This is a genomic window from Mesorhizobium erdmanii USDA 3471 (genome assembly GCF_000472705.1).
Classification (GTDB): Bacteria; Pseudomonadota; Alphaproteobacteria; order Rhizobiales; family Rhizobiaceae; genus Mesorhizobium; species Mesorhizobium erdmanii.
Window position 1 is genome coordinate 88,791 of record NZ_AXAE01000025.1, and the last position, 23,199, is coordinate 111,989.

Here is a 23,199-nt window from a genome sequence, read left to right on the forward strand (position 1 = left end):
TTGTCGAGTGTGATATTTGGATGGAACAAGAAGCTCGCCTATCGGGGTTGGATGAATTGCGAGGTCTGGCGATCGGACTGGTGGTGTTGTCGCATGTTGGACCGGTCTTCGCAGAAGGCGGGACGGCCGCCGCTCTGCTGTTTGGGCCGGCATGGAGCGTCGGGGTCGACCTGTTCTTTGTGTTTTCCGGCCTGGTGGTGGAACGCTCATTACGAAGCCTGCGGCATGAGCGCGGTGCGCTCGAAGCAGCCTCAGCCTTCTATGTCAGGCGTACCATGCGGATCGTGCCGCTGGCCTGGTGCGTTGGCACCATCCTCTCGATCGGATTGATCATGCCGGGAAGCGGCATTGAGCCTGAAGATGCGAAGGCGGCCTTCGCGTTCATCTCGAATGTGCATTGGGCACCCTGTTTCGGGGGCGCCGCAGGATGCGGGAACGCCTTTGCGTTCGCGCCATTCTGGTCAGTCGCTGCCGAGGTGCAATTCTATCTGCTGGCTCCGCTCCTGGTGTTCCTGATACCGCGGCCCGCGCTTGTCGCGCTGGCCGGGCTGGTCCTCGTGGTCGGGGCGTTCACGCTCCGGCCATGGGGCGGGACGCTTTGGACGTTTCGCATCGATGCAATCGCGGTCGGGCTGGCGATCGGAGCAATCATGGGGACAAGCGCATGGCCGCGTCTGGCTGAACACCTGCGGGTGATCGGCAACATGGAAGCGGCGTTCTGGATGTCGGTCGCGGCCTTCATGTTGGCGATCTTGCCGCCGGCGACGCATGGCCTGGCGACTGCCATGCTGGCGTTGATGTGCGGATGGATCGTGGCAAGGGCGACCCTGCGGGGCGGTTCCGTGACTTGGCCCGGGCGGATGCTGCGCCGACTAGGAGGCATCTCCTATGCCCTCTACCTGATCCACCTGCCGGTGCTGGCACTGTGCAACTGGTCGCTTGGCCATTTGCTGGGTACCCCGGCGACCGCAACGATCTCGATCGCGACGGCGGTCGGGATGTCTCATGTGCTGGCGGCGATCATGGGAGATCCGCTCCACCAGCTCGGTCGCCAATGGTCAAATCGAACAGTACGGGAGGTGTCGCCGTGACGGAAGAAAATCGTCAATGGTCGCTTGGTGGTGTAGATGTCGATCAGATTCCGCGAGGGGTGAAAGCGCTGGCGGATCAACTGTTGAAGGAAAACGACGGCGATGCCGTGGCCGCGCTCGTCGGGGCATGCTGCATTGTTGGAGCCATGCGGCCGGCGATATCGAGGGGCATTGTACGCAATGGTTCCTCCTCAGGGGTCGACATAGCGCAAGTGCTGGATCTGTTCGTGCGAAGCGAGCACCAGCCAGAAGATCAGAACCGGCAATGGTGAATTGCGTGTAGCTGCTTGAATTTATCCGCGACCGCCTGGGACAAAATAGGCTCGGCGAGAGCATTGCCGAGCGGTCATCGGCCGACAGCGAGAGAGACGCGGTAGTAAATCGGCAAGCTGCGTGACGACACATCCGTAGCGTCGCAGCGAAAGCTTTGGTTTTGCAACAGCGATCGTTCCGCCCGTATGTTCGGCTCGACCATTGGAGTGTAACGGCGCCGCTTAATAGCGGTCGCCGAACCAATTCTTGCTCTTTGCGGGCGAGGGTTCCTGATAAGCCCACGGCACGGACTTGTAGGACGGTCTTGGGTCTTGGACGCGCCAAGCCTTCCGCCAGTAGTAGAAATTGAGGGGTACTCGGGCCAGCACGCGGCCGTCGTCCGACAGGAGGTCGCAAGCGCAGGCGACGACGGGGCCGTTGTAATATTGCACGCGGCCGGAATAGCCGTTGAGCGCTCCTGGCCGGCAGGCAAAGACGCGGACGCCTGCAGCAACCATGTCCGGGGCTTCTGCCAGGACGGAGATCGTCTTTATGCCTTCCTTCGTGAGCGAGCGCACAGGCACGGTGCTCCAACGCGAGCGGCGCAAGGCGTTATTCGCCTGGGCTTCTGTTGGGTAGCCGGTGAGCCGGGTCACGGTTGGCGGGAAGCGGCCCCAGTCGGGGGCATATTCCTGCCGGCTGCGGCTGACCCAACCCGGCTTCCAATAGGGGTCTGTGACCGCAACGGGGCTGGCCAAGGCAGAGTGTGAAGCATCCAGCGAACGCCCGGCGCAGCCGGCGAGCAACGCCGCGGATGCGACGACGGGAAGGATACGGCGAAAGGGACGCATGTCGTGCTCCGGGGTCATGGATTTGGCGAGGATTTCCGGTACAGCCAAGGCATCTGGAAGGCGCTGGCCCAAATACCGCGATAGAATTTGCGAGCCTCACGCTCGAGCTGGGCGTAGATGGGGATGCGACGATCAGGATCGTCGGGGAGGGTGATGGCTATTCCGGCTTTCAGCATTTCGGCTGCGACGTCGGCCATTTCGGCGGTTGCGCAACGCGCGACGATGACAGCTACCTCTGTCCGGACCGGCGAGCAGACAACCCATTTATTCAAGGTGGCGTTCACGAGCCATGCCACGGCGACAACGCCACATGGCCATGTCTGCTTTCCAAGTCTCGCGGTCTGGCCCAGCTCGCAGGCGTCAACGCCGTAGAGCCGGTACTTTTGTTTCGTTTCGACATCCTGGAACGTCGTGGGCGAGATGACCACGACGCGCATAGGATTGCTCGCCGCGTGGTCGCCCGGGGTATAGACGCCGGGCGCCGTGGCGGTGTCCAACGTGGCGACCTGCGCCGGGGCGACTGGCGGCATTGTCAGAGCGAGGCCGCAAGATGTCGCCCCGATCACAAGCGCAGCGCCAAAGGTTTTGCGCGCCGTCTTCACTGATCGGGTCTCGGTTGACGGGAGCGAACAGATCGATGTCTTCGGCGATCACGTCCGTGGTGGAATGGATGACGTCGCCCTTTCTGATACATGCTACACGCGCGCCTGGACGAGCACCTTGTCGCCTTTGTGAATCCGGCGCGGCACGAAATCGGCCATCTTTCCCTCGAAGAAGGTGATCGTCATCCAATCCCTGACTGATTTTCTTTGGCCCTCGTCGTCGAGCCACGACCGGTTGGCGGCGACACTGAGCTTGACTGTCTTGCCGACCTGGCGCGGTTCCCGACGGAAATTTCCAGGAAGCAAAAGTTGGCCGCCGGTTCCCATGACTAACTTCTCTCCAGATTCATTGGTTCAATAAACTATCTTACAAATCGCTGTGCAAGTGTCTCGGGCTCAAAATCCGGACGGTGGGGGGCGCGGGTCCGGCGCTGACGGGCCGGGGTCGGATCCACGGTGTCGAGCTGGGCGCCGCGGTCTGATTTTTGTGATTTTGGCCGGGGCTGGGGCCACGACCGCACGCTGTGCTGCCCGGCGCAGCGCCAGCGTCAGTTGGGCGACAAGCCGATTGATATAGCCGGCAATGTTGCGGCCGGTACGCTGGAAAAGGCGACGAGCGGTTTCATAGGGGAATGCGCAATCCCGGAACTCGAGCACAGCTGGAACTGCCAGGCGTACCGGGCAGCGGTCGCAACGGAGAGGAGAACCCCAAGGGCTACCGGGGCAGGGCGTGCCGTATTTGCGCAGAAACTGCGAACGCCACTTTTCGATTGCCGAGAACAGGCGCGATCCGACGGCAACTAGACGCAAAGCTTGATCGGTCTTGTAGCTATCCCTGATCGCCTGTTGCAGCGGCATCCGACTGGACGAGCTCAGCGGCTTCGTCGGCGGCCTTGCCTGGTGTCGCTGCGAGCCTTCCGAAGCCGCTGTTCGAGTGCCAAATAGCGAGCCGTTATCGAGTTCAGCTTTGTGAAAAACTGCCTGCTCTGCGCAGGGTTGCCCGGCGCAGGCGGAGGGAAGAAAGCAAAAAGAGCTTTCCGATCAGCGTCTAATTGTTCCAGCTCCGAGCAGAGACGGCAAATGTCGTGGTCGTCCGTTGCGGAACCCTGATGTGATGCACGGCGGTTGGCGGGTGTGGAGTTAGTCTGCCGAGCCACATCGTCTGACGAAAGTACAATCTTATCCAAGGCGTTTCCTCCACGCCGGGTTGTGGTCATCCAATCTGGAATAATGCGGGTTGCAACCGATGTATACTGGCGGTTTCGCCTGTCACTTTTGACACGTCGTGAGACGCTGGAATTTCGCGATGAACAACCTTAGTAGATGACCGCCGGGGTGGCTTGGACAGCGGCAGGTCGAGACAAGGAGGTATGGCTGGAGATGGCGCAATCTGTGTCTGATCTTCATGGCATAACTGAGCGAATTGGGGCAGTTGCCTCCGCTACGGACGCAACGGAGCTTTTGAACACAATTGTCAAAGCCTACGGCCTCGAGACGGCCGCCTTCCTTACCGTCAGGCCGGTTTACGAGGAGCCGAGTCAGCCATTCTATGTGACCACATATTCGCCTGACTGGGTGAAACGCTACATCGACAAGAGGTTTTTCGACATCGATCCCGTGCTTCTCGATGGGCTGCGTGCAGTAACCTTGGTCGATTGGAAGGAGATCGACCTATCGGACAAGTCCGTGCGCACGTTCTTCGGTGAAGCGAGGGAACATGGGGTCGGAAAGCATGGCGTCACGATCCCGGTTAGGGGTGCTGACGGCGAACGCGGCATTCTGAGCGTAACGAGCAACGAGAACGCAGCAGGGTGGCAGGCGTTTCTCAAATCCCACGTTCGTGACTTCCAGCCTCTCGCCGGCGAACTTCACAATGCTATCAGGCGAATCCAAGGAAGGCCCCTCCATCCGACGGCCTGCTCTGATAGAGAAATCGAATGTCTGAAGTGGTACGCGAGGGGAGAGAAGGTCAAGAGGACCGCAGAGATATTGTCTCTGTCGCCTCGCACAGTTCGATTTCATCTTGATCTGGCACGGGCCAAGCTGGGCGCCAAAAGCTTGACGCATGCGGTTGCGATCGCGACAGAGCTCGGACTCTTCTTCCAAAAACTGTTCTGATCGGTCGCCAAGCGTTTCGCGAGAAGGGCTCGCCGGTAATAGGGCTTCGAAAAGGCGACGCGACGCTCCGAGGCTAGAACGGTGGTCAACCAAGTGGCTATTCGCAAACCATACGGTACCGCTTGCCGGACTCGCTGACGTTCTTGCAGACAAGCGGCTTGTGCGGTCCGGAAGAGGAGAGCGGAGGACTAGCGACCGGCGATATGCGTCTCCTTGATGTCTTGTGAGTTGCCGTACGGCGCGGTTCGAACCTTTCCGGCTCCTGTGGCGCTACCGGAAACACGCTGGCTTCGATTTGTGGCTGTTGCAGGCGAGGCGGCTCTTTGTCAAAGAATCGCCTAGCATCCAGCGGTCTTGGAATAGTCACCGTACCATCCTCGCTGCGTGCGCAGCCGCTGCTCAACAGCAAAGCCAGCCCCAGGAAAAAAGGCAGTATCCGTTCAAACATAAGTACACCCTTGCCGCGCATATACCCCGGCTTGCGGGTCGCCGACAACCGGCGGAATGGCGCAGGCGCGCTCAGGCAAGAACCATAGCCACAATGAACCCTAGGTGTGGCCGGCCGCTTGCACCAGTGACGGGCAGTGATGCCGAAGCGGCGTCCCCTCGCGCGGGCGAATGGATGACACAAAGGTCGGGCTCACGATTGAGGCACCTGCCCCGTAGGCTGTGCAGGCACAGCCAGGGGCCAAGCATTGAGGGTGCCTCGCGGCGCGTAGCAAGGACCATGAAGCCGTGCCCCTCAGCCTTTCTTGGCGGCGGCTGCCAGCATCGCCTGACCAATCGGATGATCCCCTTGGGCGTTGACCATTTCACCAGCGTTTTGAATGTCGCGCAGCTCTTTGTTCTGACTGAGCTTGGCCTTGCCGACAAGGCGGGTGATTTCGATCTCTAGACCGACGATCGCCTTGACCATTGTGTCGATAAAGTCCCTCGGTGCATCCCCCATCTTCCACGGGACAGGTTGGGTCGCTTCGTGCCTGTGAGTAAGCTTTGCGACATTGCGGCGGACATAGCGTTCGTCGTCGCGGATTGTGATCCGTCCCGTTGCATGGACGACGATGTAGTTCCAGGTCGGCACCTGCTTGTGGAACTCCTGCTTGCTTGGATACCATTGCGGCGAGATGTAGGCGTCGCCGGCGCGGAACACCACAAGCACCTCATCGCCGGTCGCCACGTCCTTCCAGACCGGATTGTGGCGTGCGACGTGGCAGCGAAGGGTACCGTTTTCTCCCTGCGACGTGTCGAGTTCGAAGGGGATGTGATTGGCGTCGAGGCCGCTGCGTCCATGGGTTATCAGCACGCCGAGCGCGTTGTTCTCGATCAGTTCGTAAAGGGCTTCTCGGCTGGGTTCATCGAAATGCGCGGGTACATACATGACAGTTCCTTTCACGGGCCGCCGGGTTCGCTGTTCACCGGCTGGCGTCTGATGGCAAGCGTTCCAAAGCCGCCGCGATCTGACGCTTCGCTGGCGCGGGGAGGGGCAGGATGGGACGCGGGAGTTCGGCACGACAAATGTCGAACAATTCGGCGAGTGCATAAACGACCCGAAGGTTCGAGAACTCTTTGAAGAGGCCCCAGAGGGGCGCAAGCGCGGCATCGATCCGTCGCGCTTCGGCCGCATCGCCCCTCCGCGCCGCCGTGACGATCTTCATGCAGACCTCGGGCAGGATGCCGGCGAGGACGCTGTACCATGTGTCGGCTCCGGCGATCATGGCCTCGGCGGCGTTCCAGTCGCCGCTGTAACCGATCGAGAAACCTTCCGGCACAGCGCGCCTCTGGTCGGCCAGATGGCTCTTGATTGCATCGGGCTTGTCCGTCGGATTCTTAATAGCGATGATGCCCCCCACCTTTGCCAGGCGGCTGACGAGTGCTGGCGTGAAACGGAAATGCGTCGTTCCTGGATTGTCGTAGACGACGATTGGCAGGCCACTTTCGCGCGCCACTGTAGAGAAATGTTCGAACACCTCGTCATCGGTGAGCGGGGTGTAGGAGGTGGCGGCTAGCAACCCCGCGGCAGCTCCAAGGGCCTTGGCGTCCTGCGCGAGCCTCACTGCTTCGTCCGTGCGCAGCGCGCCCACACCCACCACCACCGGCATTCGTCCTGCGATCTCGTCCAAGGTCTCGGCGAGCGCCCTTCGCCGTTCCTCGCGCGACAGATACATGTATGTGCCGGTGCTGCCGAGAAGGCCGACGGAATCGACCTGAGCAGCGCTAAGCCGAGCAATCAGCCTGCGTAAAGCAACGGTATCGACTCGGCCGTCATGATTGCTCGGGGTGATGGGGAACGCGGAAAGACCGCTCAGGAACGCCATGGCAAAGCTCCATGTTTCTGCTTCAGCGCAGGGGTGGCCGCACGACAGGTCATCAGAATGCGTCCAGAGCCTGCCGCAGGTCGGCGATTAAGTCATTGGCGTCTTCAAGACCCACCGAGAGACGCATGAGGTCCTCGCCGACGCCATCGGCCAAATGCGCATCCTTGCGGATTGGCTGACGAGCACGTGTCAGGCTCCCAGGATGATAGATGAGGCTGTCGGCATCGCCGAGGCTGACAGCCCGGGTGATCAGGTTGAGCCGGTCCATCATCCGGCGCGCGCCTTCGAATCCTGCGTGCAGGCCAAAGGCCAACATGCCCGACCCTTGGGACATCTGCTTTCGCGCCGTCACCCGATCAGGGTGCGAGTCGAGGAAGGGATAACTCACCCATGTCACCGCCGGGTGCGCCTCGAGTGCCTGAGCCACCGCAAGGGCCGTGGCGCTGTGCCGTTCCATGCGCAGCGTGAGCGTCTTCAGACCACGCAGGATCAGGAAGGCTGACATGGGCGAGAGCGCGGCGCCGGTGATGTAGCGCAGGCCCGTTTCGTGCAGCGTGCGGAGCGTTTGCGCGTCACCGAGAATCGCCCCGCCAAGGGCATCGCCATGACCGTTGATGTACTTGGTCAGCGAGTGGAGCACAATGTCGGCCCCGTGTTCAAGCGGTCGCTGGAGCGCGGGCGAGCCGAAGGTGCTGTCGACTGCAACCTTTACACCGCGCGCGTGGGCGCGCTCAGCAATGGCAGCGATGTCGAGGATTCGGCTCAGCGGATTCACCGGTGTCTCGAAGAAAACAAGCCGGGTCCGCTCGGTGATCGCGGCATCGAGATTGTGAGGATCGGACAGGTCGACCGCGACGGCCTTGATGCCGAAACGGGGGACCGCCTGTTCGACCATGGCAAGCGTGTTCGCATAAAGGGTCCTGTGGACGATGAGTTCGTCGCCTTGGGACAGGAGTGACAGGATCAGCGTGCCGAAAGCCGCCATCCCCGAAGAAACGACCAGACCCGCCTCGGCTCCTTCCAGATTGGCGAGCCGTTGTTCGAGAATCTCCGTTGTCGGATTGTATTCGCGCGCATAGAGCCTTCCGCCAAGCGCGGCGGCGGCTTCGTTCGCCGCCACACTTTCGAATCCATAGGTAGAGGTCAAGAAGACGGGCGGTTGAACGGCATTGGAAAAGCCGGCTGGATCGTAGCCATGATGGATCGCCCGGGTGGCAAATCCGAGGCCGGATTCGTTGAGCGACCGTGCGAGAGCGTCGGTTTCTGATTGAAAAGAGCGAGTCATGGGCCTCCAACATCTTCCTGGGTCTCTGGAAGATTGACGACAAACTGGCTAATGTAAAATATCCAGTTGGCGATGAATGAAATGGGCCAGTCTTCAAGTGCCGGTTCTGCAGGTCGCTCGCACGCGATGGGTGCGCGCCAGATCTGCGTGGCACTTCGCGAGCAAATCCTCGGCGGCGTCTATGCAACCGGCAGTCAGCTGCCGTCCTCGCGGGGCCTTGCAAATGACCTCGGCGTTTCGCGAACCACGGTCACGATCGCCTACGAGCAATTGGCTGCCGAAGGTTTCATCGAAGTCCGTCAAGGCGCACGACCTCGCGTTGCATCTTCGTTGATCGGCCATGAGACAGGCCGCACTCCCGCCAAACGGGTCGGCCCGGTTCTTCTGTCCGCCTATGGGGGCCGACTGCGCGTCACGCCGCCCTGGCCGGATTATCTGCCGAGTGGGCTGAAGGTCGATTTCCGCTATGGCGACCTGGCGCCGTCAGACTTCCCTGCATTGGTCTGGAAACGTGTGATGAACGAGGCGATGGGGCAGCGGCCCTTGCGCCTTGCCTACGACGATCCTCGGGGCTCTCGCCGGTTGCGCCAAGCGCTTCAGGGCTATCTTTGGCGCGCCCGAACCCTGAGCTGCGACCTCGAGCAGATCATCATCGTCAACGGTTCGCAGCAGGGTCTCGATCTGTGCGCGCGCCTGCTTCTTGATCCCGCCGACGGCTTCGTCATCGAGGATCCGTGCTACAAGATGGCGCGTCAGGTCTTTGCCAGCACTGGTGCTTCGCCCATCCCCGTCATCGTCGACGAGGACGGGATGAAGACGGAGTTGCTTGTGGGGATTGAGGCACGACTGGCCTATGTCACGCCATCGCATCAGTTTCCGCTGGGCGGCGTCATGCCGATCGCGCGCCGCCACCAGCTTTTGGAATGGGCGCGGCACAACAACGCCTATGTGATCGAGGACGACTACGACAGCGAATATCGCTACGACATCAATCCGGTCCCTCCGCTGCACAGTCTCGAGGACCCCGGGGCTGTGATCTACCTCGGCACGATCTCCAAGACGCTCTCTCCGATGCTGCGCATCGGCTACCTCGTTGTCCCGCCCGAATTGCAGGAGGTCTTTGCAACCGCCAAACAATTCGCGGACCGGCATTCGCCCGTGGCCGAACAGGAGGCCCTGGCCTCCTTGATCGAGAGTGGCGGGTACGAAAGCCATGTGCGTCGTGTGCGCAGAATGAATGGCGAGCGTCGGGAGGCGTTGTTGGGCGCCGTGCGGCGCAGCTTTGGAGATCGCATTGCAGTCCAGGGAGCAGATGCCGGACTGCACGTCGTCGTTTGGTTCAATGACCTGCCCCGATTGTGCGAAACGACCCTGGTCGAAGCCGCCCGAAGCGTGGGCTTGGGGCTACACCTGATCTCGCCCCTTTACGGGCGGCAGTTGGACCAAGGCCGCAGCGACCGCGTCGGGCTTGTTATGGGCTACGCCGCCTTGAGCATTCGGCAGATCGAGAAGGGCGTCGAGGTCTTGCGAGAGGTTGTCAAGCAGATGCAAGACGCGTTGCCGGGACACGGTCGCTAAAACAGCGAGGCATGGCGAACTGGCGAGGACACCGTCCTGGGTTTCCCCGCATTCGTTGGACGGGCCCAGCTGGACTGGGAAAACGCGATGCAACTGGTGCTGTTGACCAGGCTAGCTTTGCAGCAGGGTTTTCACGAGACGAATTTCCGAGAGCGATGATGACCTGGCGAGGAAAGCTGCTTCACATCCATATCGCACCCGCTGCCTCCTATGAAATGGAGGAACTGGCGGAGGCGCAGCTTATTGCCGGCCAAGGCATTGTCGGAGATCGCTACTACCTTGGAACGGGGACCTATTCCGCGCGTCCCGACGTTCGCGAGGTGACGCTAATCGAAGCTATGAGGATTGTCCGTCTGGCTGGCAAGCGGTTGGCAGCTCCCAATCCGATCGGCCGGGCTTAGGTCAAGAACGGAACATCTGCCGCATTTCGGCCGATAGGCTCTCCTCGCCCGTTGTTTTCAAAAACAACGCCGTCGGCGGGCATCATGGAGACCGATCACGTCCGGTCCAGATCGAAATCGGCGGTAAGGTGGTTGCGGCAACAATCCAGACCGCGGGAAACGATCGAGGGCATTCCCTTGATAATGGCCCCACCTACTACACCATCACTCGACCGATGCGCGGAAAGCCCTGGTTCATCGAGTATGATGACGCGAGCGGCGTGCGCCAGAAAAGCTGGTTCAATCTCAACATGCCATGAGCCAGGCGATCACGCAGGACGGGGTACTATGAGGGTTACAATTCAGAGAGGTTTGAAGTGTTCAAGGCGCTTCTCCTGTCCACTGTGATTATGAACACAGGCGTAGTGCTGGCGGCGGCTGGTCAGAGCGACAAGCCGCGATCAAACGTGGACAACCCTATGTGGCCGGCTTCACTGAAATGGGACTGCAAGACCTCAGCCAAAATCGTGTGCGAGCGCGATGGCAGTTGCTCAGTGGCTGAGGACCACACTGGATTTGTGCTGAACTACGGCAGCAACGAAGCCGAGTTCCCGGCCAGCAATGTCAGGATCAAACGCCACTATCAACAGACCGTGCAGGGGAGCCCTTTGCAGCAGGAAGTTAAAGTCGAACTGGCCGACAATCGCGTTCTTTGGCTGACGGCGGTGGATGCCAGCCGCACTTATTCGCAAGCGTGGGTCGGCGCACTGAGCGAGTTGAAGGGTGGCGCGGTACTAATGGAATCCGAGGGCGTCTATTGCATGCCGCACAAGTGAGTGGGCCGAGAGGGGAGGCGAGCGAAACCGTTACGGTCTGGCCTCGAGTCGGGGCATTGCTTCGACTCGGCTGCTATCAATTGGGTTTTCGGTGAAGTCGTCTATGTCGAGGATCTCGTTCTGCGACGCGTCTCTCCGCGCCCCGCGTGCCGAATCGATCCTACCCGGCGCGGCGTGGACCATATTGGCTGCGCTTCAACTCTCGGCCAGCCTGCATCTCGGCTATCCTGGCGAGAGGGTATCGAGGGGCTTTTTCTCGACCACCTCTGATCTATGAACCGAACGTAGCTTGCCGAAGGTTCTGTAGGGCAGGGACGTGCTGCCCTTCAATAATCTCGAGCCGGCCGTCGGGATAGTCGCAGATGACCACCTTCTTGTCGGCCAGGTGCGGCGCGAAGGCGTTGGGATCGAGAAGGAAAAGCACCTTGTCAGCGCAGCGTCAAAGCCTGGGATAGCGTGCGAAACTCTGAGCGGCACATCGCGCCGCGGGCGTTGAAATCCGTAAGGAACTCCAATGCATAGACGTTTGCCTCTCTGAGGCCGCTAGCTGGGTGGGGATCTACGAAGGTTTTGCCGATATTCACCCGTGAGATTGATGTGTTCCCAGCCGAGCGGCGAGAGCATGGGTTAGCACGCGTAGGTGTCAACGTGCCGTACGCAGTGTGCGCGGCCGTATTGAGCAGAGAAGCGTTTGTTGCCGCGGCTGGACTCAGCGACTTCAAGGAGATCAGGTCCGTTTTCCGCCATTCCTTACTCGAACGCGAAATTTTTTATTGCGTCATATCGTGAGAATGATATAGTGCAATGACAAAATGATATAACACAATCTGGGAACCATAACAATGTTGCTCCGCGCGGCCCCGATCAAACCCTCATCCAGCTTTTTCGGAAGAGGGACATCGAGAGCGACTGGCCCCCGAGCATGTTGGATCGTTGCCCGTGAATCGGGCGAATGGTTCGAGACCGATACAAACTTCCTAATCCGCACGCGCACGCATTCTTCAGCTGGTTAAAGCGTCCTGATCGGCGGTGCATATCTGCCTACAGATGCATACCGGCGGGGATCGGGAGCTAACCGAGACATAAGTTCGAAACAGCAGTGGAGGGAAGAAGCAAAGGCCGATGTGTCGCGCGCAACGCTCCCGTCGTCGCGACACAATGAACGCAACTGGGAGTGAACCCACTAAAATCAGGGGAATGACCGTGAAAATTACAACCATGAAGTTTGCAGTTAGTGCGGCTCTTCTGTTGGCATCGTTGCCAACGGCTGCGCTATCGGATGAAATCCCCGACAATCTTAAAGGGTCGGGCGAACTCGTTACCACAACTGGCGGCGGAGGAGCATTTGACGACGCCCGCAAAAAAGCGTGGTTCGAACCATTTACGCGAGACACCGGCATCAAGGTAGTGATCGTTCCGACTGACAATGCGAAGCTCATGACCTCGGTGAAGGTTGGGCAGCCCGAAGCAGACCTGACATTCGTCAGCGGAGGTGAAGTTCCGAGTTGGATCAACAGAGGGTTCGTCGATAAGATCAATTACAGCTATTTTTCGAAGGAAACGCTTGCAGGCATCCCCGAAGAGGCCAGAAGTGAATATTCATTTCGCTCTAACAGTTACTCTGTCGTTCCGACTTATAGCACCACAAAATATCCACAGGGCACTAAGCATCCCGAAAACTGGGTTGACATTTACGACGTAGCGAAGTTCCCGGGGAAGCGCGCTCTTCCGAATTGTGGGAATACTCTCTATGGCGGTTTGCTCGAAGGAGCGCTTTTGGGTGACGGCGTTCCGCCTGAAAAGCTTTACCCGCTCGATTTTGATCGTGCCTTTGCCAAGCTAAAGCAAATTGCCCCCAACGTCGGGCGCTGGTGGGGTTGGGACGAAGGTGGTTTGGCTCCGCAGAGTCTCATTGATGGCGAAGCCGATATGGGTTCGGCGTGGAATGGTAGAATTCTCAGTTTGCAGAAGCAAGGCGCACCGGTAGCTTTGTCTTGGGATCAATCCCTCTTGCAGTACGACGACTGGGTGGTCGTAAAAGGGTCACCCAATCAAGAAAACGTTGCAAAGTTCCTTGCCTATATCGCTCGTCCTGAAGCGCAAGCGGCCTTTGCCGAAGCAATTCCTTACGGCGTTGTGAACCGAGACGCCTACAAACTCCTTCCGAAAGAACTGGCCGAAAACTTGCCGGGTGCCCCGTCGATCGCACCGAAACAGATCACACAAGACTACGCTTGGTGGTCAGAGGCCAGGCCTGACGGTAAGACAAACCTCGATTACGCGGTCGAACGTTGCCAAGCGGAGTTGGCAAAATAATCGGTCTGCGCTCCTGCAAGCTTTGCTGCAACGCATTCTGAGCCGAGTGTTCCAATTGCCAGTACGACAGGGCTAGTAATACTACTGCTGTCCGATGAAGTAAAAAAGTTAAAGAGGCGGTTCGATGGAGACGTCGGCCGCCTCTTGAAGAAGGAAAATCAATGCTGCACTGTTGCAGAATGCTGAGCTCGACGAGATGGCCCAGTGGTCGGCGCACAAAACACAAGCATCAATTCCGAAAGTTGCCTCTGTGCCGTCGGTCATTGTTAAGAGGAAATTGAACCGAACATGAGGGATTTGAGGGAGGAGCAAAATCAGATGACCACTCTCCTGGCAAAACGAAAAGTCGCGGGGGCGGCAGTCGGCAATGTGCCCAGGAGCAAAAACCTGCTGAGCGGGCTATTAGCGCGGCGATGGATCCGAGGCACGATCATTGCCACGCCAATTTTAGTGCTCTTAGTTGGATTCCTCGTCATCCCACTATCGATTATTATTTGGGGCAGCGTCGAAGGCAGCAAGCTGACATTCTCGCACTATGTTCGCATATTCTCCGACGAGACGAACCTCAGCGTCATGTTGCAAACACTAAAAGTCGGGTTTGCCGTAACACTTCTGTCCTTGTTAGTCGCTTATCCCGTTGCTTACCTGCTTACTCAGATTGAGTCGCGCGCTTTGTCGATTGTGACCTTGTTCATCCTCGTGCCACTGTTCACTGCATTCCTCATTCGGACGTACGCTTGGATGATCATCCTTGGTCGCCAAGGACCCATAAATAACACATTGATCTGGCTCGGAATCATCGATGAGCCGCTGCCGCTTCTCAACACTACCTTTGGCGTTATTGTAGGGATGGTGCACGTGCTGCTTCCTATGGCAATCTTCACAATGTACTCCTCGATGGTGCGTATAGACCATAATGCGGCGCGCGCCGCACAAATACTCGGCGCAAAGCCGGTGCAAGCCTTTTTCCGCGTCTATCTCCCTCTATCGCTACCAGGCGTCTTTTCTGCTGGGGTACTGATGTTTATCATTTCGATTGGTTTCTACATTACACCTGCACTTCTCGGCGGGCCGCGCGATGCAATGATAACGCAGCTGATCGTTACCCAACTGACGACGCTTTTAAACTTCGAAATGAGCTTTGCGTCAGCATTCGTACTCCTATTAGTCACGCTCTTGATTCTTTTCTTTGCGAGTCTATTTATCCCTCTTGAGATGATTTGGTCGTCGTCGACTGTCGAGAATACCAATCGAGCGGCGCGATCGAAGTCGCAGTTATTCAGCAATGCTAAGCAGGCAATGCATCCGGCTCTGACCGCAGTAGAGCACCTGATACATTTGATAACCAAACCGTTCTTGACACGTAATGCGCGCTGGCTTTGGGCGTACACGATTCTCGTTCTTCTGTTTCTGACAGCGCCCCTGATCGTCATCTTCATGCTTTCATTCAGCTCGTCCTCGTTTGTCGTATTTCCTCCCCCAGGGATCTCACTGCAGTGGTGGGAAAAATTGCTCCACGCCTCTGATTGGCACGAGTCATTCCTATTCTCTGTCAAACTCGGGGCAGTCTCTGCAATCTTTGCCACGATCATTGGGACCATGGGCGCCTTCTGGCTTGTGCGTACCACGCTACCGATCAAGAGAGCATTGTTCCTGTTCTCACTGTCGCCTCTTATGGTGCCTGTTATCGTTATCGCGACTGCGCTTTACATGTTTGAGGCACGAATCCATTTGCTTGGAAGCTTTGCCGGACTGGTTATCGGTCATGTGCTTCTGTCGGTACCCTATGTCGTTGTCATCATGGCCGCTGCATTGCGTAGTTTTGACCAGTCGCTAGAGACAGCAGCTGCTATTCATGGCGCGCGCCCGATGCAGGTTCTTCGTTTAGTTACGTTGCCACTCTTAAAGCCGGCGCTGCTAACCGCGGCTTTGCTTGCATTCCTGACTTCGTTCGACGAACTGCTTATAACAATGTTCATGATCGGAAGGCAGACGCTGACGTTACCTTTCAAGTTCTGGAACGATATCAAATACGAGCTCAATCCGCTGCTTAGTGCGGCCTCGGCGTTTATCGTCCTTCTCGTGACGGCAGCGATCTTGACAACGCTGTGGATCAAGGTGCGGCACGACAGACGTACCTCTGCTAGCATCGGACAATGAAAGGTAGCGAACAATGTCCACCAGCCTCGAAATGAAAAAAATTCAGAAATGGTACGGCGGGCTCCACGTTGTGCGCGACTTTGATCTCAACGTAGATCCGGGCGAATTCGTAACGTTTCTTGGGCCATCCGGCTCCGGCAAGACGACCGCGCTGAAGATGATCGCCGGCTTCGAGCAACCCAGTGGCGGTGACATTATGCTCGGCAGTCGCTCGATCGTGGACGTCCCGCCCTATGAACGTGGTATCGGCATGGTTTTTCAAAACTACGCGCTGTTTCCGCACATGACCGTTGCTGAAAACGTTGCCTTCCCACTCAAGGTTCGTAACGTTGCAAAGGCTGAAACTGAGCAGAAAGTACGCCGTGCCCTGGAACTCGTGAAGATGGGTGAGTATCGCGATCGCTTTCCTAATCAGCTCTCTGGCGGACAGCAGCAACGAATTGCCCTTGCTCGTGCGATCGTCTTTGACCCGAGCCTCCTGCTCATGGACGAGCCGCTTGGTGCTCTCGATCGCAATTTGCGTGAGCACATGAAAATCGAGATCATGCGCATTCAAAAAGAGTTGAACATGACGGTTGTCTTCGTCACCCACGACCAAGACGAAGCACTTGTTATGTCCGATCGAATTGCTGTGATCAACGAAGGCAGGCTCGTGCAAGTCGCGGATAGCAACAACCTTTACTACAATCCAACGAACCGCTTCGTTGCATCTTTTGTCGGCGAATCTAATCTGCTGCCCTGTCGGGTCGACCGGATAGATAGCGGGGCCGGCAAGGTGACTATTGGCGATCACGCTTCCGGCGTGTCGCGCTTAAACGGGCAGGCACGTGGTGACTCCGGTTGGCTCTTCGTAAGACCGGAGCATATCGACATCTGGCCGCAGGGCGCGGTTACTGACGTGGAAAATGTCCTTAGTGGAGTTGTTGAAAGTGCGTTGTTTTTGGGCGAGTTGACCCGGTACGTGGTTCGCTGCGGAAACGAGAGCATAACCGTCAAGCAACAAAACAGAGGGCAAACTCGATTTGCCAACGGCACTCCCGTGTCAGTATCTTGGAATATGGGGAACTCTACCGTTTTGAATTGACACTCGATCAAATTGGACTTTTGGTGCGCCCTCGTAGAGCATTGGGCGCGACCGAACACCGCCTTTCGCCAAGGATTCCAACAGGTGTATAGGCCAAAGCCGTTTACGATTGAGAGCTTACCATGATGCGTGTGGGACTCGATTTGTAGAACTCGAATCACGCTGCAATGCTTTGCACTGGTGTCATTGCATTCGATGACGCTCGACGCCTGCCAGGCAAAAACGAAAAATCGCTCACCGGCGCCCAAGTGTGATCACGGCGACGACAGATCGGCATTTGAACAACCTAAAGGAGATATTAATGCTCAATTCACCGTTTCAAGCGTTTTCCGAAGCCGAACATAGATCCAGGCTCAAACGAGCTCGTGAAGAGCTAGCCGCAGCGGGTTATGGCGGGAGTATTATTGTCGCCCCCGAGAACATCTTCTACCTCACTGGTTACGATTCTATCTGCGCCAACATTTGTCCGCAAGCTCTCATACTAAGCGTCGACGAAAGTCGGGGTCCGACATTGTTGGTCCGCAACCTGGACCTCCCACTGGTAAAGGAGACTTCCTGGTTGGCGGACGTCCGGACGTATCAACTTTTCGTAGACGATGTGGCTAAAGTCGTTAGCGAAATTGCCAACGAACAGGGGATAGCGAAGGGTCGCCTAGGATTGGACATGCAGTCACCGGCGGTCACCGGGAGCTATATGCGGGCACTGGAAACTGCACTGAAATTACAATTTGGTGATGTAAGTCACTTGTTGAACAAGCTTCAGCTCATAAAGTCACCAGCTGAAATTAACTTCATGAGGGAAGCCGCGCGCTATGCAAATCTGGGCGTAGAAGCAGCCCGTAAAAGACTGCAGCCTGGTATTAGTGAGATCGCGCTTTGCGCAGCTGTGGAACAGGCAGCTCGGGAAGCTGGCAGTGACTATCCAGCGCTTCCGATCGAATGTGGGAGTGGGTCGCGCTCAGCAAGCGGCCACGCAGCCCCTATGCCGAAGATTATTGGCAAAAATGAACTTGTTCACCTTGAGTTTGCCGGCGTGGCCCGCCGATATCATAGTGTGGCGATGACAACTTTGGCTACGGGCGAGCCGGGCGAGGGCGCGCGCAAACTGTATGATGTAGCGCGGGAATCGCTAGTGGCAGGCCTGGAGGAATGCCGTCCTGGAGCTCATGTCGCTGACATCGACAACGGTTCGCGTAAACCGATCGATCGCGCTGGTTTGGGCGACGCTGCGCAGATGCGTTTTGGTGTCGGCATTGGTATTGCCTATCCTCCTATTTGGTTGAGTTCCCTCCAGCTCGATAGATTTTCTACCGGCACATTAGTGTCTGGCATGACCTTTTATGTCCATGCTTGGCTATCAGTCCCACGCGACGGGTTGGGTGTGATGTTGGGTGGCACTTACTTGGTCTCCGAGACGGGCATCGAAGCACTCTCCGGGGCTGGGCCTGTCGACCTGTTCACCGTCTGAAAGGCGAATACCAAAGTACGCCTCCGGCGAAGGCCGCCTTGCGAGAAGATGGCACGGTAGCGAGGCTGCGCTCTTAAGGTCGTCCTTACGAGCGAAGTTAGCAGCACAGCATGAGCCATGTGACGTTATTGACCGGGCCGGAGCGGCGGCGCCGTTGGAGTGAAGCGGATCAGTGCCGGATACTGGCCGCGGCATTCGCGCCCGGGGCCACAGTGACGGCGGTGGCGCGTCAGTACGATGTCGCGACCAGCCTGATCTATAAGTGGCGCCGCACGCTGAGAGCCCGCGAGACAGGCTTTGCCGAAGTTGTCGTGGTTCCCGATGAGACTGTCGCCGTTTCGCGGCCGGCGGCATCCCCAGCGGTGATCGAGCTGGAGATCGCCGGCAAGGTGCGGTTGCGGATTCCACTGACCACACCGCCGACACTGGTGGCGGCGACGGTGAAGGCGCTGGGTGTTTCATGATCCCGGTCCCGAGCCAGGTGCGGATCTGGTTGGCGGTCGGCCGGACCGATATGCGTCGCGGGATGCAAGGCCTCGCTCTGCAGGTTCAGGAGACGCTGGGCCGGGATCCCCATGCCGGCGATCTTTATGTCTTCCGCGGCCGCAGCGGCAATCTGATCAAGATCATCTGGCATGATGGGCTGTAAGCGCCACGCCGCTCCCCTCGTGCGGCACATGAGGTGAATGTGCGAAGAATCCCCCCGATCGCGAGAGACGGAGGGCCTACGTGGGAGCAGACGGCAAAATGGACGTCCATTTGGACGTCCCAACAGCTGGTTACGCAGGCCAGCTCGAGGTTCTGGACGGTCCAACGGGACGGCGGGTTCGCTCGGAGGCCGAGAGAGCCCGGATTGCGGCCGAGAGCCTGATGCCAGGGGTGCAGGTGGCGGCGGTCGCGCGCAAGCATGGCGCGACCCGCTGGCAGGTCTACGATTGGCGGCGTCGCCTTCGTCAGGGACAACTGGCACTGCCGGAAAGCATGGCGCCGATGTTCGCGCAGTTGATGGTGGACGACTCATCGGCGCCTCAGCGGAGGATGAGGCCATCGAAATCGACGCCGGCGAAGGTGGAAATCGTGATCGACGACATGGTGATCCGAACGGCGGTTGACCTCGAGCAGCTGTCGCAGGTGATCCGAGCGGTTCGGGCCTCGCGATGATTGCACCGGGCAACGATCTGAAGATCTACGTGGCGACCCGGCCAGTTGACTTCCGGCGCGGCATGGATGGATTGGCATTGGCTGTGCAGGAGATGCTAGGCCTCGACCCATACTGTGGGGCAGCCTTCGTCTTCCGGGCCAAAAGGGCTGACAGGATCAAGATTTTGGTGTGGGATCGCACCGGCCTTGTGCTCGTTCACAAGCGGCTCGAGGGCTCGAAGTTCGTCTGGCCGCAGGTTCGCGACGGCGTGATGCGCATGTCGCCGGCGATGTTCGCGGCCTTGTTCGAAGGGCTGGACTGGAGACTGGTTCGCCCCGAGCGGGCACGGCGTCCGCAGCTTGCCGGATGAGTGTGGCACAGTGACTCAGGTGCCTTGTCTCCAATGGCATTATCGGCACTCATGTGCTTGATTTAGTGCATGAATCTGACGGTTCTCCAGGAAGAGAACGAGCGTTTGAAGGCGCTCCTGGCCCAGACGCAAGCGACCCTGGCCGAGCACCAGGCTGCCTTAGCTGCATCCGAGGAGGCGCGCCGCCGGCTGGAGAGCGTCGTCAGCCAGCTCAATCACGAGAAGTTCGGCGCCAAGTCCGAGAAGCTGCATCCCGATCAATACCACCTGCCACTCGAAGACGTGGAGATCGCGCAGGGCGTGCTCGATGCCGCGCAGGAAAAGGCGCAGCGGGTCATCCAGGGGCGTTCGGACGGCTCGTCCGGTTCGCGCCAGCGCAATCGTGGCCACTTGCCTGCCCATCTGCCGCGAGTGGAGCGGATCATCGAGCCCAAGAGCACGCTGTGCCCCTGCGGCTGCGGCGAGATGGCCAGGATCGGCGAGGATGTCAGCGAGCGGCTCGACGCAATCCCGGCGCAACTGCGCGTGCTGGTCACGCGCCGCCCGAAATACGCTTGCCGGCGCTGCTCGGGCGCCGTCGTGCAGGCGCATGCGCCCGAGCATATCGTGCCTGGCGGCCTGCCGACCGAGGCGCTGATCGCCCAGGTCATCGTCGCCAAGTTCGGTGATCATTTGCCGTTCTACCGGCAGGCCGAGATCTACGCCCGCCAGGGCATCCAGCTGGATCGGGCGACACTGTGCAACTGGGCAGGCCGGGCCTGCTTCCATCTCAAGCCCATAGCCGACCACATGCGCGGGCATCTGGCTGCGGCCGAGCGCCTGTTCATGGACGAGACCACGGCGCCGGTGCTCGATCCCGGACGCGGCAAGGTCAAGAAGGGCTTCTTCTGGGCAATCGCTTCCGATGACCGCGGCCATGGTGGCCAAGGCCCGCCCATCGTGCTGTTCCACTATGCGCCGGGGCGCGGCGGCGAGCATGCCGAACGCTTCCTTCAGGGCTTTGGCGGACAATTCCTGCAGGTTGACGCCTATGAGGGCTATGACCGGCTGACGCGTCTGGAGCGGTCGCAGGGACCATGGAAGCTCGTCCATTGCTGGAGCCACCTGCGCCGACGTTTTGTGAAGCTGGCGCGCAACACCAAGTCCCCGATCGCCGAAGCCGCCGTGCGCCAGATCGCTACGCTCTACGCCGTCGAGGCGACGGTGCGCGGCATGGCGCCACAAGCTCGGCTCGCCGCGCGACAGCAGTACTCCACTCCGATCATCGCCGCCCTGAAACCATGGTTCGAAAAGCAACTGTCGATGATCTCCTCGGGCTCAAAGCTGGCCGAAGACATCCGCTATGGTCTTGCCCATTGGGAAGGGCTCACGCGCTTCCTCGGCGACGGCCGGCTCGAGCTCGACACCAACCCAGTCGAAAACGCCATCCGACCACTATGCTTGACCAGAAAAAATGCCCTGTTTGCTGGCCATGAGGTCGGGGCCGAAAACTGGGCACTGCTCTCATCCGTCGTGGCCACCTGCAGGCTCAACGACGTCAATCCCGTTGCCTACCTCGCCGAAACTCTTGACGCCATCATCAACGGCCATCCGCAGAGCCAGATCGAGGAACTCATGCCCTGGCGATTCAGGAAAACGTCAAGCCCAAATCCATAGGCGATCTGCAAGGCGCTTACGATGGGCTCGGCATGTCGCTGTATGCAAAACGGCTCGAGAAGGGCCGGTTTCTATGGCCGTCGCCGGCGGACGGTACGGTTTCCATATCACCGGCGCAGCTCGCCTACCTGCTCGACGGCATCGATTGGCGCAACCCGCGTCACACGTTCCGCCCCCAGCGCGCGGGCTGAGTTTTTCTTTGAGTTTGCGGCATTTTCCGCGAGTCAGCGGACGCATTTTATGATTCACTCCAGGGCATGGTTGCCACCGCCCAGGATGCCGTTCCGGACGATATCGGCGCGCTGAGAGCAGCGCTGACCGCGGCGCTGGCCAGAGCCGAAGACGAGGCGGCGCGCGCTACGCTGGTCGAGGCCGAACTGGCAGTCGCCGGGGCCAAGGCATCGGATGATGCGGCGCTGATCGCGCATCAGCATCTGACGATCCGGAAGCTGCAGCGGGCGCTGCATGGTCAGAGTTCTGAACGCTCAGCCCGCCTGCACGACCAAATGGAGCTCACCTTCGAGGAGCTCGAGAGCACGGCGATGGAAGACGAGATCGCCGCCGAACAGGCCGCGGCCCGGACCACCGAGGTGGCGCCTTTTGTGCGCAAACGACCGGCGCGCCAGCCATTTCCCGAGCATCTGCCGCGCGAACGCATGGTCGAGCCGGCGCCGACCGCTTGCCACTGCTGCGGCGGTCATCGGCTGCGCAAGCTGGGTGAGGACATCACCGAGACGCTGGAGGTGGTGCCGCGGCAATGGAAGGTGATCCAACATGTGCGGGAGAAGTTCACCTGCCGCGACTGCGAGGCGATCAGCCAGGCTCCGGCGCCGTTCCACGCCACCCCGCGCGGCTGGGCCGGTCCCGGCCTGCTGGCGATGATCCTGTTCGAGAAGTTCGGACAGCATCAGCCGCTCAACCGCCAGGCCGAACGCTATGCCCGCGAAGGTGTGCCGCTCAGCCTGTCGACGCTCGCCGACCAGGTCGGCGCCGGCGCCGCGGCGCTAATGCCGCTGTTCAAGCGGCTCGAAGCCCATGTGCTGGCCGCTTCACGTCTGCACGGCGACGACACGACGGTGCCGGTCCTGGCCAAGGGCAAGACCGATACCGGCCGATTATGGACGTATGTGCGCGATGACCGACCGTTCGGCGGCGCCGATCCGCCGGCGGCGGTGTTCTATTATTCCCGCGATCGTCGAGGGGAACATCCCGCGGCGCATCTCGCCGGCTGGAGCGGCATTCTGCAGGCCGATGCCTGTGGCGGTTATGGCGATCTCTATGCGGCGGGTCGTCAGCCGGCGCCTGTTCTGGAGGCCAGCTGCTGGGCCCACAGCCGGCGCAAAGTGTTTGAGCTGGCCGATGTCGAAGCGGTGGCGCGCAAGAAGGCGCACGGCGAGAAGCCCAACCTGGTCTATCCGCTGGCGGTTGAAGCCGTGAAGGGCATCGATGCCCTGTTCGATATCGAGCGCGCGATCAACGGCCTGTTGCCGGCCCAACGCCACGCCGTGCGCCAAGAGCGGAGCGCGCCGCTGGTCACCGAGCTCGAGCGCTGGATGATCGAGACGCGCGAAAGCTCTCGCGCGGGCACGACCTGACCAAGGCGTTCAACTATATGCTGCGCCGCTGGTCATCCTTCACCCGGTTCCTCGACGATGGGCGGATCTGCCTATCCAACAATGCAGCTGAGCGAGCCCTG

Annotated in this window: 21 protein-coding genes and 3 pseudogenes; 17 read left to right on the forward strand and 7 right to left on the reverse strand. The window is 59.4% G+C overall.

Annotated elements, in window-relative coordinates:
- The first annotated feature begins 20 nt into the window (after positions 1-20).
- Entirely contained in the window at positions 21-1,091 is a 1,071-nt protein-coding gene (locus A3AU_RS0120975; RefSeq protein WP_032917796.1) for an acyltransferase family protein, read from the forward strand.
- A complete protein-coding gene (locus A3AU_RS0120980; protein ID WP_154674626.1) occupies positions 1,088-1,363 on the forward strand; it encodes a hypothetical protein in 276 nt (91 codons plus the stop codon). The genes A3AU_RS0120975 and A3AU_RS0120980 overlap by 4 nt, the downstream gene beginning before the upstream one ends.
- Before the next feature lie 222 nt (positions 1,364-1,585).
- Here the strand turns inward: A3AU_RS0120980 and A3AU_RS0120985 are convergent, their stop codons facing one another.
- The 3 genes from A3AU_RS0120985 to A3AU_RS0120995 all read right to left on the reverse strand — a co-directional run bounded on the left by A3AU_RS0120985 (position 1,586) and on the right by A3AU_RS0120995 (position 3,123).
- Entirely contained in the window at positions 1,586-2,242 is a 657-nt protein-coding gene (locus tag A3AU_RS0120985; protein ID WP_245235537.1) for a hypothetical protein, read from the reverse strand.
- The gene (locus A3AU_RS0120990; protein WP_154674627.1) at positions 2,209-2,796 is read right to left on the reverse strand and encodes a thermonuclease family protein; all 588 of its coding nucleotides are present in this window, start codon (positions 2,794-2,796) and stop codon (positions 2,209-2,211) included. The genes A3AU_RS0120985 and A3AU_RS0120990 overlap by 34 nt, the downstream gene beginning before the upstream one ends.
- 93 nt (positions 2,797-2,889) lie before the next feature.
- Positions 2,890-3,123 (reverse strand): single-stranded DNA-binding protein, encoded by a 234-nt coding sequence (locus A3AU_RS0120995; protein ID WP_027054621.1) that lies wholly within the window; start codon positions 3,121-3,123, stop codon positions 2,890-2,892.
- Between the two features lie 996 nt (positions 3,124-4,119).
- On the opposite strand from A3AU_RS0120995, the gene A3AU_RS0121000 reads away from it, so the two are divergent.
- Entirely contained in the window at positions 4,120-4,914 is a 795-nt protein-coding gene (locus tag A3AU_RS0121000; protein WP_027054622.1) for a helix-turn-helix transcriptional regulator, read from the forward strand.
- Between the two features lie 742 nt (positions 4,915-5,656).
- On the opposite strand, the gene A3AU_RS0121005 is transcribed toward A3AU_RS0121000, so the two are convergent.
- From A3AU_RS0121005 to A3AU_RS01000000135780, 3 genes are read right to left on the reverse strand one after another with little or no spacing between them, the layout of a single operon-like run.
- A complete protein-coding gene (locus A3AU_RS0121005) occupies positions 5,657-6,292 on the reverse strand; it encodes an FMN-binding negative transcriptional regulator (RefSeq protein ID WP_027054623.1) in 636 nt (211 codons plus the stop codon).
- A 34-nt stretch (positions 6,293-6,326) separates the two neighbouring features.
- The gene (locus A3AU_RS0121010; RefSeq protein WP_027054624.1) at positions 6,327-7,229 is read right to left on the reverse strand and encodes a dihydrodipicolinate synthase family protein; all 903 of its coding nucleotides are present in this window, start codon (positions 7,227-7,229) and stop codon (positions 6,327-6,329) included.
- 52 nt (positions 7,230-7,281) lie between these two features.
- A complete protein-coding gene (locus A3AU_RS01000000135780) occupies positions 7,282-8,514 on the reverse strand; it encodes a trans-sulfuration enzyme family protein (protein ID WP_081709612.1) in 1,233 nt (410 codons plus the stop codon).
- 72 nt (positions 8,515-8,586) lie between these two features.
- Between A3AU_RS01000000135780 and pdxR the strand changes: the two genes are divergently transcribed.
- The 3 genes and pseudogenes from pdxR to A3AU_RS0121035 all read left to right on the forward strand — a co-directional run bounded on the left by pdxR (position 8,587) and on the right by A3AU_RS0121035 (position 11,308).
- Positions 8,587-10,092: a MocR-like pyridoxine biosynthesis transcription factor PdxR gene (pdxR, locus tag A3AU_RS0121020; protein ID WP_027054625.1), complete on the forward strand. Its 1,506-nt coding sequence runs from the start codon at positions 8,587-8,589 to the stop codon at positions 10,090-10,092.
- 158 nt (positions 10,093-10,250) lie between these two features.
- Positions 10,251-10,427 (forward strand): annotated as a pseudogene (locus tag A3AU_RS01000000135785) (MOSC domain-containing protein); the annotation flags it as partial.
- A 422-nt stretch (positions 10,428-10,849) separates the two neighbouring features.
- Positions 10,850-11,308 carry a hypothetical protein gene (locus tag A3AU_RS0121035; RefSeq protein ID WP_027054626.1) on the forward strand — a complete coding sequence of 153 codons (459 nt, stop codon included), beginning with the start codon at positions 10,850-10,852 and terminating at the stop codon, positions 11,306-11,308.
- Positions 11,309-11,471: 163 nt separating this feature from the next.
- Here the strand turns inward: A3AU_RS0121035 and A3AU_RS1000000140450 are convergent.
- Positions 11,472-11,847 (reverse strand): annotated as a pseudogene (locus A3AU_RS1000000140450) (ISNCY family transposase); the annotation flags it as partial.
- A gap of 658 nt (positions 11,848-12,505) precedes the next feature.
- On the opposite strand from A3AU_RS1000000140450, the gene A3AU_RS0121050 reads away from it, so the two are divergent.
- The 11 genes and pseudogenes from A3AU_RS0121050 to tnpC (A3AU_RS1000000136925) all read left to right on the forward strand — a co-directional run.
- Positions 12,506-13,624, forward strand: a complete 1,119-nt coding sequence (locus tag A3AU_RS0121050) for an ABC transporter substrate-binding protein (protein WP_027054627.1) — start codon at positions 12,506-12,508, stop codon at positions 13,622-13,624.
- A 318-nt stretch (positions 13,625-13,942) separates the two neighbouring features.
- Positions 13,943-15,784: an ABC transporter permease subunit gene (locus tag A3AU_RS0121055; protein WP_081709619.1), complete on the forward strand. Its 1,842-nt coding sequence runs from the start codon at positions 13,943-13,945 to the stop codon at positions 15,782-15,784.
- A 13-nt stretch (positions 15,785-15,797) separates the two neighbouring features.
- Entirely contained in the window at positions 15,798-16,868 is a 1,071-nt protein-coding gene (locus tag A3AU_RS0121060) for an ABC transporter ATP-binding protein (RefSeq protein ID WP_027054629.1), read from the forward strand.
- A gap of 250 nt (positions 16,869-17,118) precedes the next feature.
- Positions 17,119-18,336 carry a M24 family metallopeptidase gene (locus A3AU_RS0121065; protein WP_027054630.1) on the forward strand — a complete coding sequence of 406 codons (1,218 nt, stop codon included), beginning with the start codon at positions 17,119-17,121 and terminating at the stop codon, positions 18,334-18,336.
- A gap of 110 nt (positions 18,337-18,446) precedes the next feature.
- Positions 18,447-18,800 (forward strand): IS66-like element accessory protein TnpA, encoded by a 354-nt coding sequence (gene tnpA, locus A3AU_RS0121070; protein ID WP_027054631.1) that lies wholly within the window; start codon positions 18,447-18,449, stop codon positions 18,798-18,800.
- Positions 18,797-18,985, forward strand: coding sequence for an IS66 family insertion sequence element accessory protein TnpB (gene tnpB, locus A3AU_RS01000000135795; protein WP_032917824.1), 189 nt, complete (start codon positions 18,797-18,799; stop codon positions 18,983-18,985). Before tnpA ends, tnpB (A3AU_RS01000000135795) begins: the two co-directional genes overlap by 4 nt.
- Positions 18,986-19,206: 221 nt before the next feature.
- Entirely contained in the window at positions 19,207-19,497 is a 291-nt protein-coding gene (locus A3AU_RS1000000137310) for a transposase (protein ID WP_245235539.1), read from the forward strand.
- Positions 19,494-19,847, forward strand: a complete 354-nt coding sequence (gene tnpB / locus A3AU_RS0121085) for an IS66 family insertion sequence element accessory protein TnpB (RefSeq protein ID WP_027054633.1) — start codon at positions 19,494-19,496, stop codon at positions 19,845-19,847. Before A3AU_RS1000000137310 ends, tnpB (A3AU_RS0121085) begins: the two co-directional genes overlap by 4 nt.
- A 69-nt stretch (positions 19,848-19,916) precedes the next feature.
- A complete protein-coding gene (gene tnpC / locus A3AU_RS0121090; protein WP_027054634.1) occupies positions 19,917-21,503 on the forward strand; it encodes an IS66 family transposase in 1,587 nt (528 codons plus the stop codon).
- A gap of 5 nt (positions 21,504-21,508) precedes the next feature.
- Positions 21,509-21,694: an IS66 family insertion sequence element accessory protein TnpB gene (gene tnpB, locus A3AU_RS01000000135805; protein ID WP_272481096.1), complete on the forward strand. Its 186-nt coding sequence runs from the start codon at positions 21,509-21,511 to the stop codon at positions 21,692-21,694.
- Between the two features lie 66 nt (positions 21,695-21,760).
- Positions 21,761-23,199 (forward strand): annotated as a pseudogene (tnpC, locus tag A3AU_RS1000000136925) (IS66 family transposase); the annotation flags it as partial.